The organism is Nocardia sp. NPDC005366, assembly GCF_040606855.1.
Classification (GTDB): Bacteria; Actinomycetota; Actinomycetes; order Mycobacteriales; family Mycobacteriaceae; genus Nocardia.
In genome coordinates this window covers 220,614-236,922 of the sequence record NZ_JBEXFQ010000001.1, presented here as the reverse complement: position 1 = coordinate 236,922, position 16,309 = coordinate 220,614, and the positions used below count along the sequence as shown (strand labels likewise).

Genomic DNA, 16,309 nt, shown 5'->3' with positions numbered 1-16,309 from the left:
AGTCAGCTGGACGGTCGCTATACTTTCCGTGCTGGACAGCACGGTCGATGTCGACCACAGTTGACCCACTGCCTCCGTAGCTCAGTTGGATAGAGCAAGGGCCTTCTAATCCCTAGGTCGCAGGTTCGATTCCTGCCGGGGGCGCACTACACCCCGTGATTCGCCAGACGCGGGTCACGGGGTGGTTACCCACTTATCGCAACACTCAAACGTCGACTCGGACGTCAAGATCGCCCACCCGACCGTCACACCATGACGTTCTCCCAGCTCGACGCACAGCCTTATGAAATGACTGGTCCAACCAGTTGACCAATCGACCTGAGGGTCGCACACTGATCGGGTGGAATTCACCGCGGTCTCCCGCACCGCCGTATCGGATGTCGTCTTCGGCCAGCTGGTCGACGCGATCCTGGCCGGGCGCATCGCACCCGAGGACGCGCTGCCAGGCGAACGCGAGCTGGCCGAGAGTTTCCACGTGAACCGGCACGCGGTCCGCGAGGCGGTCAAACGGCTGCAGCAGAGCGGGTTGGTCCGGGTCGCACAGGGCGGCAAGACGCGAGTGATGGACTGGCGCACCAACGCCGGGCTGGACATCCTGTCCTCGCTCGCCCGTTCGGGGGCGGTCCCCGCTCAGCGGATTCTGCGCGATATCGCGGTGATGCGCCGATCGATCGCCGCGGACGCGGCCCGGTTGTGCGCGCAACGCGCCGATGACGTCCAACTCGCGGCGGTGCGGGCGGCGGCCGACGCGTACCCCGACTCGACCGAGGAATTCGACGCGGTGGTCGCGGGAGATATCGCGTTCTGGGTCGCGATCCTCGACGGATCGGGCAACCTGGCCTATCGGCTCGGGCTGAACACACTGGTCGCGGGGTATTTCGGCATCGGTATGGAGCGGATCGCCGACCTCGGTCTCAACAAGGAATACGTCGATCCCGAAGCCCACCGGCGACTGGCCGAACATATCGCCGCGCGCGAGGGCGATACGGCCTACGAGCTCGCGTACACGCTGCTGAGCGGTCTGGTCGACGCCCAGGAAGAACCGAGTGCCTAACCATGTTCGACCTGATCGCCCACGCCATACCGGTCTTCGTGCTGTGCCTCGCACTCGAGGCGATATCGTTCCGGCTCCGGCCCGACGACGAGCAACTCGGTTACCAGTTCCGCGACGCGCGCACCAGCGTGTTGATGGGGTTGGGGAGTGTGGTGATCAACCTCGGCTGGAAACTCGTGGTGATCGCGGCGTACGCCGCGGTGTATCTGGCGTCGCCGCTGCACCTGCCGACGAATAACCCGCTGACCTGGGTCGCGCTCTTCTTCGCCGAAGATTTCGTCTACTACTGGTATCACCGCACCCACCACACGGTCCGGATGCTCTGGGCCAGCCACGTCGTGCATCACAGCAGCGAGTTCTACAACCTCTCGACCGCATTGCGTCAATCGTGGACGCCGTTCAGCGCCCTGCCCTATTGGCTCCCGCTGGCCCTGCTCGGATTTCCCCCGTGGATGATTGTGCTGCAACAGTCCATCAGCCTGCTGTATCAATTCTTCATTCACACCGAACGCGTCGGAACCCTGTGGCGTCCTGTCGAATTCGTTTTCGACACGCCTTCGCACCATCGCGTTCATCACGCGTCCAACGAGCACTACCTCGACAGGAACTACGGCGGCATACTCATCATCTGGGACCGGATCTTCGGCACCTTCCGGCCCGAAGCCGAGGCCGTCCGCTACGGCCTCACGAAAAATATCGACACCTTCAATCCGTTGCGCGTGGCCACCCACGAATTCACGGCCATCTGGCGTGACCTGCGCGCCGCGCGCACGTGGCGGCACCGGGCGGGCCACCTGTTGCGCGGTCCCGGCTGGATGCCCGCCGAGGCGAGAGCCGGCGGCGTCGACACCTCGGTGTGAGCGCGGTTACGCGGAACGGCGGCGGTAACTCAGTCGTCCGACTCCCCAGCCGATGACGAACATCACCAGCAGGATCAGCCACATCGGGGCGGTGATGTCGATGAGCAGGAATTCGATCGACACCTGGTTGCGGTTCTCCACGACGAAGAAGACAGCCAGCACGGTCAATACCAGGGCCAGCCATTGGGTCGGCGAGATTCGAGACAGTATCGAACGTTTCGTCGTGTCGGCCATATCCGCTCCCGTCGTCACCGGTTCCGCCTCCATGTTCGATCCGGAAACGGTGGGGTACATCACCCGGAGAGGGTGACCCATCGACTGTCGGCAACCTCGCGTACGCTCGCGATACATCTCTGGTTTGCCTGATGTGTGCTCGATGCGGCATCGTTTTCGTGGTTCTTCGGAAAGTCGGCAAACCCGGCTCGAAACGCGGGTCGGGCGGTCACGGCGGGGAGTCTTGGGTGTTCGCACTGATATCGGGTTCGACGGTGACGCGGCAGTCCGACGCGACCCACCGGCACGATCTGGACGGGCTTCGCGGCCTCGCGATCGCCCTGGTGGTTGGGTTCCACATCTGGATGGGCCGGGTCTCCGGCGGCGTCGACATCTTCCTCGTGCTGTCCGGCTTCTTCTTCACCGGCATGGTGCTGCGCCGGGTCGAGACCACCGACCGGGTCGAGGTGTGGCAGACGCTGCGCCGGACGGCACGCAGGCTACTGCCCGCGCTGGTTGTCGTCCTCGCGACCGTCATCGTCGGCACCGTATTCGCGCGGCCCTACACCCAGTGGGGTGATATCTCCGCGCAAACCCTTGCTTCGGCGCTCTACTACCAGAATTGGTACCTGGCGCAGGCCGAACTGAGTTACGCGGCGGCCGACCCGTCGGTGAGCCCGCTACAGCACCTGTGGTCCATGGCGATTCAGGGCCAGTTCTACCTCGCCATGCTGCTGCTGGTCGGGGTGTGGGCGTGGCTGAGCCGAGGAATGCGGCCGAACCCGCGCAGGGCGAATCTGCTGATCCTGATCACGGCGCTCGGCGCGCTGTCGTTCTGGTACGCGGCCCAGGGGTCGGGACGTCACCAGGCCTGGAACTACTACGATTCCGGCGCCCGCGCCTGGGAATTGCTCGCCGGGGCCGCGGTGGCGGTGGCCGTGCCGTGGATTCGGCTCTCCGCCCCGATTCGCGTCATGTCGGCGGCGATCGGTATGGCCGCGGTGCTGTCCTGCGGACTGCTGATCGACGGCGCCGATCTGTTCCCCGGTCCCGCGGCACTGTTCCCGGTGTCGGCGGCGATCGCGCTGATCCTGGCTGGGGCCGGTCTGCCCCCCGGCGAACAGCCATGGCCCAACCGGCTGCTCGCGAGCCGCGCCTGTGTCGAACTCGGCGCCATCGCCTACTCGCTGTATCTGTGGCACTGGCCGTTGCTCATCTTCTATCTCGTCGAGAACAACAGGGCGACACCGGGACCGGGCGGTGGACTGTTGATACTCGCCTGCTCGCTGATCCTTGCCGTGCTCACCCAGCGACTGGTGGAATCGCCGCTGCGGTCGCGCACACCCGCCGTGGCGGACATGGAGAACTCGCCGGGGGCGCGGCGTGCGGTAGCCGCTGCCGTCGTCGTGACGGGCGCCGCCGTCTTCGTGGGGGCCATCGGCTGGCAGTTGCTGTTGCGGGCCAATCCCGCCCATCCGCCGCAGGCGCTCGACGCCGTCGAGTATCCCGGCGCGGCCACCCTGCTCAGCGATACCGTGCAGCAGAAGGCTGCGACCATGCGCCCCACCGTCTTCGAAGCCGCGGCCGACGCGCCTGCCCCGACCTACGACGGCTGTATCACCCCGAATCGCGAAGTCCGGATGTGCACGTACGGCGATCCCGACGCCGCGCGCGCCATCGCGGTGGTCGGCGGCTCACATTCCGAACATTGGCTGCCCGCCATCGAAATGCTCGGCCACGAACATGGTTTCCGGGTGGTGACGTACTTGAAGGAGGGCTGTCCGCTCACGCTGTCGGATCAACCGTCCTACGCCGAATTCCCGTTCCCGGAATGCCGTGCGTGGACCGAGGAAGTACTGGACCGCCTCGCCGAGACCCGCCCGGAGTGGGTTTTCACCACCGGCACCCGCTACCGCATGCACGCCGACGGTGACGAGGTTCCCCCCGAATTCCTCGACGTGTGGTCGGCGCTGTCGGATCGCGGGCTGCGGGTGCTTGCCATTCGGGACACCCCTCGGCTGCGCCGCGACGGCATCATGTACCGCGCGGTCGACTGTCTTGCCCATCGCGGGACGGCGTTCAGTTGCGGTATCGAGCGCACCGCCGCGCTCGATCCGCGGAATCCGGCCGACCAATCGGCGTCGGCCTATCCCAATGTCTTCCCCTTCGATCTGTCCGACGCGATATGCCGACCGGACCGTTGCCAGGTGGTCGAGGGCAATATCCTCATCTACCGCGACGAACATCACCTCACCGCCAGCTACTCCCGCTCTCTGGCCCCCGAACTCGGCAGACAACTCGGTGCGCTCACCCAATGGTGGTGAGCGCGCGACGTCGCCGCACCGTGACTCCGGTCGCCGGGCGAATACCGATGGGCGCGCTGGGTAATGTCGATCGAGTGAGCGTATGGCTTGGCCGGAAATTCCACAGGGTAGGTCGTTTCGACAGGGCTGTGAGCCGGGCCGTGGCCGAGATCCCGGTCTCCGCCGTGGACCGCGGCCTGCTGCGCTTGACCCGGTCGGCGAATCACAGCCTGCTGTGGACGGGCGTCGCGGCGGCGCTCGCCACCAGGCAGGGGGCGACGCGCAGGGCCGCGCTGCGCGGCATGGTCTCCATCGGCGGCGCGAGCTTCGTCGTCAACGTCGTGCTGAAATCGCTCGTCGCCCGCCGCAGGCCCGCGGCCGAACTGCTGCCGCACCCACGGCGGCTGATCGATGCTCCCACCTCGTCGTCGTTCCCTTCCGGGCACAGTGCCGCCGCCGCTGCCTTCGCGACCGCGGTGGCGCTGGAGAGCCCGCGCACCGCACTCGCGATCGCCCCCCTGGCCGCCACCGTCGCGTATTCGCGGATCCACACGGGGGTGCACTGGAGCTCCGATGTCGCCGTCGGCGCCGCTGTCGGCAGCGCGGTGGCTCTGGCGACACGGCGCTGGTGGCCGGTGCGTGAATCCGATGAGGCGCAGGCCCGTATCGTGCGCGAGGCACCGGTACTTGCCGACGGCAAAGGTCTTGTGCTGCTGGTCAATCCGATATCCGGTGCGCCCGGCTACGATCCGACCGACGATGTCGCCGCCGCCTTGCCCGCGGCGACCGTGCTGCGCACCGAGCCGGGCCGCGATTGCGTCGAACAATTGGAGGAGGCGCTGACCGCGCAATCCGACGGGGCGCTCGCGGTCGGCGCGGCGGGTGGTGACGGCACCATCTCCGCCGCGGCCACCGTCGCGCTCCGCAACGGATTGCCGCTCGTGGTCGTCCCGACCGGCACGCTGAACCATTTCGCCCGCGACCTCGGCGTCTACGACCTGCTCGAAGTCATCGACGCGACGGGTGCCGGCGAGGCTGTCGCCGTCGACGTCGCGGGTGTGGAACTCGAGACCGAGGACGGACCTCGCACGTATCACTGGATCAATACCGCCAGCCTCGGCGCGTATCCGGATCTGGTGCGGCGGCGCGAACAGTGGCAGCACCGATGGGGCAAATGGCCTGCTTTCACCGCCGCGCTGGTGGTGACGCTGCACCGGTCCGAGCCCATCCGGGTGCGGCTGAACGACCAGTGGCACGACGTCTGGTTCGTCTTCTTCGGTAACGGCGCGTATCACCCGCACGGCGCGATTCCCGCCTTTCGTTCCCAGCTCGACGACGGACTACTCGACGTGCGCTGGCTGCGCGCCGATCTGAGATTTTCACGGACAAGGGCGGTGCTCGCGCTCATGCTCGCGGCGATCGGCCGCAGCAAGGTCTACAGCGAGAAACAGGTGCGCGAGTTGATCGTGCACCTGGACTCACCGGAGTCCGTGGCCGCCGACGGCGAGGTGCTCGGCGAGGCGAGTCGGTTGCGGTTCACCGTGGCGGGGCAGGTCGCGGCGTACCGGCGTGACGAGGAGAACCCCCGCTGGGCGACCCGCGCGCGTCCGCATCACCGCAGGCCGCTGGCGCGACTGTGGGATGCCGGGCGGCGAAAGGCCTCCGGCGATACCGCGTAGCGCGCTCCTTCACCTCGACTCCGCGGTCGGCGCGGTGCGGATCGCCGAGGGGACCGACCTCCCCGCACCGACCACCCGCGTGTGTTCAGCTATCACCTGGCCATCGGCATATCCACCCGACGCGGGGAGTTGCCAGTTGTCGAAATTCACACTGCTGACCATCGCGGCCGTCGCCGTGACCACGGTGGGCGCTCGGGACAGCGCGCCGACCGGTCTGCCACTGCCGTATTTCGGCGGGGCGGGCCAGGTCATCACCGTAGTCTCCGACAATCCCGGCGCGACGACGGCGACCCTCACCGCGTGGCAACGAGGCCAGGCCGGATGGCAGGCGATGATCGGCCCGATCCGGGCATTCGTCGGCAGCAAGGGTATCGGCCTGACCGCCGATAATGTCCCGCGCACGCCCGTCGGCATCTGGGCGCTCACCGAAGCCTTCGGTATCGCACCCGATCCCGGTACCGCACTGCCCTACCGGCACGTCGACGGATCGGATTGGTGGGTTTCCGACGCGCGCTCGCCGGAATACAACAGGCACGCCCGCTGCCCGGTCGGCACCTGCCCTTTCGACGAAGACATCGGCGAGAATCTCGGTGCGATGGGACCCGTCTACGACTACGCCGTGGTGCTGGACTACAACAGGAACCCGGTGATCCCCGGTCTCGGCTCGGCGTTCTTTCTGCACGTCACCGATGGAACCCCGACACAGGGATGCGTGGCGATCGGAGCCGCCGAACTCCGCGACATCATGCGGTGGCTGGATCCGGCCGAGAAGCCGGTGATCGAAATCGGATTCGCGCGACGCCTGTGGTGATCGGACCGGCGGCAGGTCACCCGTCCCGCTCCGCCACGGTCATTTCCCGATGAATAACCGCGATCTACACTGGTCCACGTGCGTTTTCGACGGCTGCTCGCCTTCTCCCTGTTCGCCCTGCTCACCGTGTCCGGAGTCGGTGCGTGCACCGTCGAGGGGCCGGGGAGCAGCGCCGACTGCCACGTCAGCGGATGTACAGTCATCTTCACCCGGGGCGTGGACGCCAGGGCCAGCGTGCTCGGTGTCGACGCGGAACTCGTTGCCGTGAACGGCAATACGGTCACCCTGAAGATCGCCGGACAGCAGGTTCTCATTCCCGTCGGGGAGACGCAGCCCGCCCAGGGACTCGATGTCACGGTGCAGGAGGTCACCGACGACAAGGTCGTCATCAAGATTTCGACCGGTATCACCACCACCGGCTGATTCCCACGCGATCTCGATCGGCATCAATCCTGCACGGCGAGCGCCTGTCTGATCGTCAGCCGCCCCTGGGTCTGCATGAGCGCGCGGCGATAGATCTTCTCCGCCACGACAACGATGCCGTACGCCGCCACCGCCATCAGCGCCAACGCGAGCACGGGCTCCCACCAGGCTGCGGTGCCCTCGGCCAGCCGACTCGGCATGGCGACGATGGAGACGACGGGGACGTAGGAAGCCGCGACCCGCCCTGCGCCGGTGAGGAATAGGCCCGCGAACAGCACGATCATGATCAGAATCGACATCGGGGTAGCGGTGGACTGCAAGTCCTCGCTGCGCGTCGCCAGCGATCCGGCCACGGCCCACATGCCTGCCAGCGCCAGGAATCCGACGACGAAGAAGATGATGAACCAGCCTGCCGCGCCGCCGATCTGACCGACCTGGTCACCTCTGCCGGTGACAGCCAATCCGATGAGTCCCGCGCCGACGAACAGCGTGAGCTGCCCGAACGCCATCACGGCATTTCCGGCGACCTTGCCGATCAGCAACTGCCGCAAGGGAATCGCACTGGCGAGGATCTCCACGATGCGATTCTGCTTCTCCTCGATGACGCTCTGCGCGATGGACATGCCGAACAAGAACGACGCCATATAGAACAGGAACGCGAACACGAACGCCACGATCCGCGCCAGGGCTGGGTCCACCGCCCCCTTGTCCAGCAGTTCGTAGGTCACCCCGCCACCACGACCGAGTTGTTCGAGTGAGACACCGGCGGCAGCGGCATTGCGCTGTAGCGCGATCTGCCGGGCGGCGGCGCCGAGATAGGTCGCGGCATTGTCGTCCTCGGCGGCTTTGCCGAGGAGTCGCCAACCCGAATCCGAGGGCACAAGACCGACATCGGCCTCGTCGTCGCGCACCCGCTGTTCGGCCGCCGCGACATCGGCCACCGCTCGCGCGGCGAAGGTGACGTTCTTGTCCGCATCGTCGGCGAGGGTATCGGCGGTCCGCAGCACCTGCTCGGCGTCCGCGCCGACCACCGCGACCTCGATCGTCGCGGGACGACCGGTGACGACGGCGCTGATCACCAGTGCCGCGACGATCGCCGCGATCGTGATGAGCGTGGAGACCAGGAAATTCCGATCGCGCAGTTTCACCGCGATCTCACGCGCGGCCACGATGCGCCACACGCCGCGAGGCGCGGATTCCCGACTTCTCATGCCGTCACCTCCCGGTAGATATCCGAGACGGACTGGTGCACCTCGGCCAATTCGCGCACCGAACCGCGGGCCAGTGCCTCGGTGAGCAAATCGTCGGTACTCGCCCCGGCCAACTCCACGAGCGCGGCCGCACCGTTCGCCTCGAGCACCCGCACCCCCGCGAAACCCCCGAGCCAGCCGGTGTCACCGCCGAGCACCAGCCGGTACCTGGTTCGACCGCCCGCGCGCAGATCCGCCACCGAACCCCGGCCGACCACCCGGCCCGCCGAGAGAATCACCAGCTGATCGCATAGTCGCTCCACCAGGTCGAGCTGGTGCGACGAGAACAGCACGGGAACGCCCCGCACCGCGTATTCCCGCAGCAGCGCGGCCATGGAATCGACGGCCCCCGGATCCAGACCGGAGAAGGGTTCGTCGAGGATCAGTACGGCGGGCTCCGCGATGACGGCCGCCGCGATCTGCACACGCTGCTGATTCCCGAGGGACAGCGATTCGAGCTTGTCCTTACCGCGCTCGGCGAGATCGAATCGCCGCAACAGCTCGCCTGCTCGTCGCCCGGCATCGGCGGTGCGAACGCCGCGTAACCGGGCCAGGTACACCAACTGGTCGATGACCGCCTGCTTCGGATAGAGACCGCGTTCTTCGGGCATGTATCCGAACGATCGGCGATCGGCGACCGTCACCGGGCGTCCCCGCCACCGGACTTCACCCCCGTGGGTGGCCAGGACTCCCATGATCATCCGCATGGTAGTGGTCTTGCCCGCGCCGTTGCCGCCGACGAATCCGGTGAGGGCCCCCGGAACCACATCGAACGACACGTCGTTCACCGCCACGTGCTCCCCGAACCGGCGAAACAGGTGCGCGATTTCCAGCATCAACTCCCCTATCCGCATCGATAGAATTCCACCTTACCGACGGGGGCGAGGTGTCGGCGTGTTCCCGCACGGACGCCGCACCGGAGGAGAGGAAGAACGTAAGGTAAAGTAATAGTAATGTGGAGTTAAGCGTTAGGGCGTGGGGTGAACGTAGAGGTGACACCGCTGCCGGGAATCGGCGTGCGTAAAGAATTCTCATTGAAGGGCGAGCGTCGCCGGGTCGGGGTGGTCGACCGCAGGGACGGCACCGTAGATCTGATCTTCACCACGGAAGCGGATCCGGACAAGACGGTGCAGATCCCGCTGTCGGGAAATGAGGCGAGGGTGCTCGCCAACCTGCTCGGCGCGCCGCAACTGGTTGCCCAACTGCGCGAGGAACACCGTGACATCGAGGGTGTGAACACCAGGACGCTTCCGGTCCTGGCCGGTTCGCCGTACGACGGGCGCACCCTCGGCGAGACCGAAATGCGGACGAGGACACGTGTCTCCATCGTCGCGGTGATGCGCGCCGGTCAAGTACACCCTTCACCCGGGCCCGAATTCGTCTTCACCGCGGGCGATCTGCTGATCGCCGTCGGAACCGCCGCGGGCCTCGACGCCGCCGCCGGACTACTCGCAGACGGCTGAGCCGATGGTAGTGGACGGAACCGCGCTGGCATTGATTCAATTGGGCGCGGTGTTCTTCGGCCTCGGTGTGCTCGGCCGCGTCGCGGCGAGAATAGGGCTGTCACCGATCCCGCTCTATCTCATCGGCGGACTCGTCTTCGGCACGGGCGGTCTGATCGAATTACACGAGGTCGACGAATTCATCCATCTCGCCAGTGAAATCGGCGTCGTCCTGCTGCTGCTGCTCCTCGGACTGGAATACACCGCGGCCGAATTGGTCACGGGGATGCGAAGATCGTGGCCGGCCGGTCTGCTCGATATCGCGTTGAACGCCACGCCCGGCGTCATCGTCGCCTTGATGCTCGGACTCGGATTCACCGGCGCGATCGCCCTCGCGGGCGTCACCTATATCTCGTCGTCGGGCATCGTCGCGAAGGTTCTCAACGATCTCGGCAGGCTCGGCAACCGCGAAACGCCGGTGATCCTGTCCATCCTGGTTTTCGAGGATCTCGCGATGGCCGCCTATCTGCCCGCGCTCACGGCGGTGCTGGCGGGTGTCGGATTCGTCGCCGGCCTCACCACCCTCGGTATCGCGCTGGTGGCGGTGACCGTCGTGCTCGTGGTCGCCCTGCGCTTCGGCAAGTATGTCTCGGCAGTGGTCGCCAGCGACGACCGCGAGATCTTCCTGCTCAAACTGTTCGGTGCGGCACTGCTCGTGGCTGGACTGGCATCGGCGGTGCAGGTTTCGGCCGCCGTCGGCGCGTTCCTGCTCGGTATCGCGATCTCCGATTCGACCGCGCACAGTGCGACGAAAATCCTCGAACCGCTGCGCGACCTGTTCGCCGCGATGTTCTTCGTGCTGTTCGGGCTCAGCACCGATCCCGCCAGCATTCCGCCGGTGCTGGGCTGGGCGGTACTGCTCGCCGTCGTCACGATGGTGACCAAGATCGGAACCGGCTGGTGGGCGGCCCAACGCTCGGGCGCGAGCCCACTCGGCCGGGCCCGCGCGGGCACCGCGCTCGTCGCTCGTGGCGAGTTCTCCATCGTCATCGCGGGTCTCGCCGTCACCGCGGGCGCGCTGCCCGCCGAATTCGCCGCGCTGGCGACCACCTACGTCCTGCTGATGGCGATTCTCGGGCCGATCGCGGCCAGGGTGGTCGAACCCATCACGCGGTGGTTGCTGGATCGGTTGGCGCGGCGGCGACAGGCCGCCCCCGTTCCCGAGTAGCCGACCGGCCGACCTGCGATTCAGCCGGGCGCGATGGCGGTGATCAGCGTGCGATTAGCCGAGGTGCGGGTGGTGATCAGTTGGGTGAAGGTGCTCGGCTGTTCCCCCGGAACCTGCTGGGTGAGGCGGACCCTCCAGCGGGCCTGGCCCTCCTCGCTCTCGGCGCGGGTGATCTCCACGCAGTAGAGGGTGCCGACGGGAACCTGGTTGATTCCGCGCTGGATCTGTTCGGCGGCGGGAACGGGCGAATTGTCGGCGACCACGGCGCGCGCGGCATAGCCGGAACGCTGGACGTAATAGGCGCGTTCGAAGGCGAGTATCGCCGAGGGACCATCGGTGGTACCGCCGGGATCGGTGCCGGAGACGATGTCGGGGGTGCGCCGCTGTTCGCATCCGGGGGTCGCGATGACGGCGGGTTCGCCCGCCGGGGTGGTCCTGGTGACGGCGGCGGTGGACGACGTGGGACCCCGGCTGGTCTCGGCCGCCGCGGGACGCTTCTGCTTATCCGAACCGTTGAAGGCGATGAGGACCACGGCCACCAGTGCGACGACTATGCCGACCGCGATCAGCGCGCCGAGCAGTCGACCGCCGCCACCCTGCTCTTCGGTGGTGCGGCGTGGATGACGCAGGGCGACACCGGGATTACCGCCGGTTCGATCGACGATCGACGGCACGCGAATCTCCGGCTCGTCACGCTCCTGCGATTCGGGGTCCTCGGTGCGTACGCGGACCCGAGGCTGGGTGACCGGGTCCGCCGCCGGTTGCCGCACGGGCGCGGGCTCGAGCCACTGCTCCCAATCCCCGGAGCGCTGGGTGCGATCGGGCAGCGGGCCCGGATCCGGCAGCGGTGGTTCCACCGGCGGATCCACCGGATAGTCGGGTACGTCCGCCGGACGAGCCGGACCGGTGCGCACTGGCGACCGTCGCCGTTTGGGTTGTTTCTTCACCGGCTGGCGCAGCATGGGCAAGCCGGTGTCGAAAGGGTTGTCCCGACCGGGGCCGGAACCTTCGGAATCAGACGAAGTCATCGCCGAAATCGCCGATGACGGCGGCCGGTACCGTCACCGGATCGAGGTCGAGCGCGACAGCGGGGACAGTCACGCCGAGTTGGCCGTCCTTCGGTTTGTGCTCCTGATCGTTGGCGCCGGCCTGTGGCGGCATCGCGATACCGCCGGTGGGTCCGTGTTGCTGCGCGGGTTCGGGCGCCGAGGGCCGCGACGATCCGTTGGGCTGCGGTCCAGTTCCCCCGAAGGGCGCCTGCGACAGCGGTGTCGGTTTCGGATCGTCCGCCGTCGAAGGTTCGTCCCGGCCGGATGGCAGCAGCGTGCTGCGGTTGTTGTTCGGCGTGGCCGCCGGTCCCGTTCCGCCGAAATCGAATTGCCCGCCACCGGGTTTGGAGCCGGTCGGGCCACCCGTGCCGTTGTTGTCACCGGTGGTGCTGCCCGGATGGATGAGCTCGGGAATCGCCTTGTCGATCACCTTGTCCACGGAGGCGGCGACGGTATCCATCGCGTGCGTGCCGACCTCGACGATCTTGTCGATGAGGTGGGTGCCGATATCGACGCCCGCGCTGATACCGGCGGTGCCCAACTGGACACCGGCCGAGATCAACTGCTGCTGCACCTGCAACTGCGCCGCGAGTACCGGATCCATCGGCTGCCCGTTCGCGGTCTGCGTCGCGGTACCCGGCACGTATTGATTCGTGCCGAGGGTCTGATCGGGGGTCTGATCGGGGGTCTGGTAGCCGGTCCGGTTCTCGCCGATACCGGAGGGTGAGGAAACGGTGAGCGGTCCCATCGCGTCCAGCCGCCGGGTGTGGTCGTCCATCTCCGAACGGGTGGACTGCACGGTGTCGATGGCGTCGCGCAGCGCCTGCGCGCCCCGCTCGATCACCGCGTCGGTATCCGGGGATGCGGTGGCGACGCCGAGGATCCGACGGGCGTCCCTGCGGAAATCGGCGATGATCTCGTCGACCTTCGCCGCGCCGCGCGATGTGGTGGTCTGCGCGTCGGAGAGCACCTCGAGGTAGGCCGGTCCACGATCGGAGATCTCGCCGAGTTCGGTCTGGGTCGTTCGCAGCGACGGCACCGCCAGATCCGCCGCGTTGGAGGTCCAGGTGGATTCCAGCGCGTACAGACCTTCGCGATGCGGACGCTCGGTATCGGCGGCCCGCGTCGAGGCCGCCGACAGCGCACCGGTGATGGCCTGGTCCGGGGTGCCGACGCCGGTGCCGAGCGAGGATCGCAGTTTCAGGATCGGCTCGACCAGCGCGGCCACGAGCGGTGGATCGACGGTGGGATCGAGGGTTTTCAGCGAACCCGCGTCGGTGTCGGAAGCGCGTCTGCGTAGTCGCCTCATGCCAATTCCTCCCCGGTCCTGGCCAACCCGCCCGCGGTCTCGGAGTCGACGTCCTGCGCGGCCTCGCTGTAGGAGCGCAGTACCTGGCCGTAGGCCGCTACCAGCTGGCCCGCGGTCGACAACGCCTGCGAATGCTGCGCGACGGCTTCGGTGAACCGCGCCGCGAACTGGGCGCCGACCAGTCCGAGGTCGGCGGCCAGCCGCTCCGTGTGCACGGCCTCGGCCGCGACAGCCGCGGCTGACGCCAGCTGTTGCGACACACTCTCCGCGGTCGTGGTGTAGGCGGCCACCGCCGCCGGGTCGAGCTTCAGCGCGTCCACTGTTCCCCCTTCACCGAAACCGATAATCAGAAACCGATAATCAGAAACCAATAGTTCGATGTCGCGGCATGATTCGACACAGCGAGCGTACCCGCGCACACGCCTATCGCGCTCCCGATCCCCCCACTCCGGCCGTGTTCGGCCTGGTCGCGCAATCTCCTATCGCCTCAACTCCGCGCGGCGTCGCGGCGCGCCTTGCCGGTTGCGCGGCGCATGCGGAACAGATACGCCGGTGACGGTGGGGCCCAGCCGAGTTGGGTCGCGGTGCCGAGGTCGTCGCGGTTGGCCCAGTGTTCGACGACCATGCCATCGGCCAGTCGCAGCCAGTGCGTCTGTGTGGTCGCGAAGGATTTGCCCGTGGCCGGGAACGCCTGTGCGACACCGCCGTCGGCGTCATAGGCGACGAAGGTCCCGGTCTGCCGCCCCGACATGGTGGCGTGCACGACGACCAGATCACCCTCGGCGATCACCTCGTGGATCTCCCAGCGCAGATCGGAATAGGCTCCGCGCAGCCAGAGCGCGGTGGCGTAGAACGCGGCCGGTCCGGCCGCGCGGCAGGCGGGCGGCTCCGAGACGCCCTCCCTGTTGTGGGCGCGCGGGTGCACGATCGCCTCGAAATCCGCGAGCGAACCGTCTGCCATGATCCGCATGCTGCGGATCGCGAGATTCTTGATGTCCAGGTCGGTGTGGGTCATACGAGTCTCCGTCTTCGGATTGGAACTGGATACAATTAGTTTGAACATCATTCCATCGAACTGTCAACGACAATTTTCACGAGGAGTACGGGTGGCCGAGAAACGTCGCTACGCCACGGAATTGCGCACCAAACAGACCGAGCTGACCCGAGGCAGGGTCCTCGACGCGGCCCGCGCGGAATTCCTCGAACACGGCTACCTCGGCACCACGCTGACCGGCGTCGCGGCGTCCGCCGGAGTCAGCGTGCAGACCATCTACAACGTGGTCGGCGGCAAGGCAGCGCTGCTCAAGGCCGTCTACGACACCATGCTCGCCGGGGACGACGAACCGATCCCGATGGCGCAGCGGCCGATGTTCGTCGCCATGATCGAGGCCGAATCCGGCCGCGAATGCCTCGCCCGCTATACCGCGATCTCGCGGCTACTCGCCGAGCGCGCGCTGCCGCTCGTGTCGATGGCGCTGGCCCAGGCCGCGACCGGCGACGCCGAACTGCGCGCCTTCACCGACACCATCGAGAACGAACGCGCCATCGGCACCGGAAATGCCGTCCGCCACCTGGCACAACGTTTCGGCCTTCGCGACGGTCTCGATCCGGAGGAGGCCGCCGATACGCTGTGGGCGCTCACCGCGCCCGAACTCGCCGACCGACTGACCAATCGTCGCGGATGGGGCTGGGACAAATACCAGCAATGGCTCGGCACCGCCGCCGCCGACGCGTTGCTCGGACCGGAGTGAGCATTGCCCTTGGGCTCCACGCTCGCCGAACCGCGTCTACATCGCGGTGCGCAGTGCCGCCGCGCCGAAGTGATCGGCGAGGACGCAGAGCGTGGCGGAACAACTCGCGTCGAGAGCGAGCGTCGCCAGATCGTCGGCTCGCGTATTCCCGCGGTTGAGGATGACCACCGGTTTGCCCTGCTTGGCGGCGTGACGAGCGAAGCGAAGACCCGACATCACGGTGAGGGAGGAACCCGCCACCAGCAGCAGGTCGGCGGCGTCGACGAGGGCGAATGCGGCGGCGACCCGGTCACGCGGGACATTCTCGCCGAAGTAGACGATGTCGGGTTTGAGCATGCCGCCGCAGCGTTCACAGTCGACCATCCGGAAATCGGCGGTATCGGCGACGATCGCGTCGGCGTCGGGTGCCACCTCGACACCCGTGACGGACATGCGCGCGCCGAATCCAGGGTTCGCGGCCTCCAGTCTGTCGGCGAGTGACATCCGGGACATCAGGGCCTCGCAGCCGAGGCAGCGCACGCGGGCATAGCTGCCGTGCAGGTCGAGAACCCGGCGGTGTCCCGCCTTGGTGTGCAGCAGGTCGACGTTCTGGGTGATGAGACCAGTCACCACACCCAGTCGTTCCAGTCGGGCCAGCGCCCGATGCCCCGGATTCGGGCGAGCGGCGTCCATATGCCGCCAGCCGAGGTGATTGCGGGCCCAGTACCGCTGCCGGAAAACCGGATCGCCGACGAACTGCTGATAGGTCATCGGCGTGCGCGGCGGCGAGGCGGGACCGCGGTAATCGGGAATCCCGCTGTCGGTCGAGACCCCGGCGCCGGTCAGCACCGCGACCCGGTGGCCGTCGACCAGCGCGAGCAGCCGCGCGATCTCCGGTTCGGTGAGCTCCGACATGGAATTCAGGGTACGGCGACACGGCGCCGCCGGGGCCGAGGTG

At 67.3% G+C, this 16,309-nt stretch carries 17 protein-coding genes and 1 tRNA gene; 10 read left to right on the top strand and 8 right to left on the bottom strand.

Features of this window, described 5'->3' with window-relative positions:
* Positions 1–70 precede the first annotated feature (70 nt).
* The 3 genes from ABZS43_RS01040 to ABZS43_RS01030 all read left to right on the top strand — a co-directional run bounded on the left by ABZS43_RS01040 (position 71) and on the right by ABZS43_RS01030 (position 1,914).
* A tRNA-Arg gene (locus ABZS43_RS01040) sits at positions 71–144 on the top strand.
* A gap of 196 nt (positions 145–340) precedes the next feature.
* Entirely contained in the window at positions 341–1,054 is a 714-nt protein-coding gene (locus tag ABZS43_RS01035) for a GntR family transcriptional regulator (protein ID WP_355033747.1), read from the top strand.
* Between the two features lie 2 nt (positions 1,055–1,056).
* Positions 1,057–1,914: a sterol desaturase family protein gene (locus ABZS43_RS01030; protein WP_355033746.1), complete on the top strand. Its 858-nt coding sequence runs from the start codon at positions 1,057–1,059 to the stop codon at positions 1,912–1,914.
* Between the two features lie 6 nt (positions 1,915–1,920).
* On the opposite strand, the gene ABZS43_RS01025 is transcribed toward ABZS43_RS01030, so the two are convergent.
* Positions 1,921–2,166, bottom strand: a complete 246-nt coding sequence (locus ABZS43_RS01025; protein ID WP_355033745.1) for a hypothetical protein — start codon at positions 2,164–2,166, stop codon at positions 1,921–1,923.
* Positions 2,167–2,375: 209 nt separating this feature from the next.
* Here ABZS43_RS01025 and ABZS43_RS01020 point away from each other — a divergent pair, with 209 nt between their 5' ends.
* The 4 genes from ABZS43_RS01020 (at position 2,376) to ABZS43_RS01005 (ending at position 7,343) form a co-directional block, all read left to right on the top strand.
* Positions 2,376–4,451, top strand: a complete 2,076-nt coding sequence (locus ABZS43_RS01020) for an acyltransferase family protein (protein WP_355033744.1) — start codon at positions 2,376–2,378, stop codon at positions 4,449–4,451.
* Between the two features lie 140 nt (positions 4,452–4,591).
* On the top strand, positions 4,592–6,109 hold the full coding sequence (locus tag ABZS43_RS01015; RefSeq protein ID WP_355033743.1) for a phosphatase PAP2 family protein: 1,518 nt from the start codon (positions 4,592–4,594) through the stop codon (positions 6,107–6,109).
* Between the two features lie 136 nt (positions 6,110–6,245).
* Positions 6,246–6,920 (top strand): L,D-transpeptidase family protein, encoded by a 675-nt coding sequence (locus ABZS43_RS01010; protein WP_355033742.1) that lies wholly within the window; start codon positions 6,246–6,248, stop codon positions 6,918–6,920.
* A gap of 78 nt (positions 6,921–6,998) precedes the next feature.
* Positions 6,999–7,343 (top strand): hypothetical protein, encoded by a 345-nt coding sequence (locus ABZS43_RS01005; RefSeq protein ID WP_355033741.1) that lies wholly within the window; start codon positions 6,999–7,001, stop codon positions 7,341–7,343.
* 23 nt (positions 7,344–7,366) lie between these two features.
* On the opposite strand, the gene ABZS43_RS01000 is transcribed toward ABZS43_RS01005, so the two are convergent.
* Together ABZS43_RS01000 and ABZS43_RS00995 are read right to left on the bottom strand one after the other, a co-directional pair.
* Entirely contained in the window at positions 7,367–8,554 is a 1,188-nt protein-coding gene (locus ABZS43_RS01000) for an ABC transporter permease (protein ID WP_355033740.1), read from the bottom strand.
* Positions 8,551–9,447 (bottom strand): ATP-binding cassette domain-containing protein, encoded by an 897-nt coding sequence (locus tag ABZS43_RS00995; protein ID WP_355033739.1) that lies wholly within the window; start codon positions 9,445–9,447, stop codon positions 8,551–8,553. The genes ABZS43_RS01000 and ABZS43_RS00995 overlap by 4 nt, the downstream gene beginning before the upstream one ends.
* A 126-nt stretch (positions 9,448–9,573) precedes the next feature.
* Here ABZS43_RS00995 and ABZS43_RS00990 point away from each other — a divergent pair, with 126 nt between their 5' ends.
* A complete protein-coding gene (locus tag ABZS43_RS00990; protein ID WP_355033738.1) occupies positions 9,574–10,056 on the top strand; it encodes a TrkA C-terminal domain-containing protein in 483 nt (160 codons plus the stop codon).
* Positions 10,057–10,066: 10 nt separating this feature from the next.
* Positions 10,067–11,263: a cation:proton antiporter gene (locus ABZS43_RS00985; RefSeq protein ID WP_355033963.1), complete on the top strand. Its 1,197-nt coding sequence runs from the start codon at positions 10,067–10,069 to the stop codon at positions 11,261–11,263.
* 20 nt (positions 11,264–11,283) lie between these two features.
* On the opposite strand, the gene ABZS43_RS00980 is transcribed toward ABZS43_RS00985, so the two are convergent.
* The 4 genes from ABZS43_RS00980 to ABZS43_RS00965 all read right to left on the bottom strand — a co-directional run bounded on the left by ABZS43_RS00980 (position 11,284) and on the right by ABZS43_RS00965 (position 14,636).
* Positions 11,284–12,291 (bottom strand): hypothetical protein, encoded by a 1,008-nt coding sequence (locus tag ABZS43_RS00980; RefSeq protein WP_355033737.1) that lies wholly within the window; start codon positions 12,289–12,291, stop codon positions 11,284–11,286.
* Positions 12,278–13,621, bottom strand: coding sequence for a hypothetical protein (locus ABZS43_RS00975; protein ID WP_355033736.1), 1,344 nt, complete (start codon positions 13,619–13,621; stop codon positions 12,278–12,280). Before ABZS43_RS00975 ends, ABZS43_RS00980 begins: the two co-directional genes overlap by 14 nt.
* Entirely contained in the window at positions 13,618–13,941 is a 324-nt protein-coding gene (locus tag ABZS43_RS00970; protein ID WP_355033735.1) for a hypothetical protein, read from the bottom strand. The genes ABZS43_RS00975 and ABZS43_RS00970 overlap by 4 nt, the downstream gene beginning before the upstream one ends.
* A 167-nt stretch (positions 13,942–14,108) precedes the next feature.
* A complete protein-coding gene (locus ABZS43_RS00965) occupies positions 14,109–14,636 on the bottom strand; it encodes an ester cyclase (protein WP_355033734.1) in 528 nt (175 codons plus the stop codon).
* Positions 14,637–14,727: 91 nt separating this feature from the next.
* On the opposite strand from ABZS43_RS00965, the gene ABZS43_RS00960 reads away from it, so the two are divergent.
* Positions 14,728–15,372 carry a helix-turn-helix domain-containing protein gene (locus ABZS43_RS00960; protein ID WP_355033733.1) on the top strand — a complete coding sequence of 215 codons (645 nt, stop codon included), beginning with the start codon at positions 14,728–14,730 and terminating at the stop codon, positions 15,370–15,372.
* A 36-nt stretch (positions 15,373–15,408) separates the two neighbouring features.
* Here ABZS43_RS00960 and ABZS43_RS00955 read toward each other — a convergent pair whose 3' ends face one another.
* Entirely contained in the window at positions 15,409–16,266 is an 858-nt protein-coding gene (locus ABZS43_RS00955; protein WP_355033732.1) for an NAD-dependent protein deacetylase, read from the bottom strand.
* Positions 16,267–16,309 lie beyond the last annotated feature (43 nt).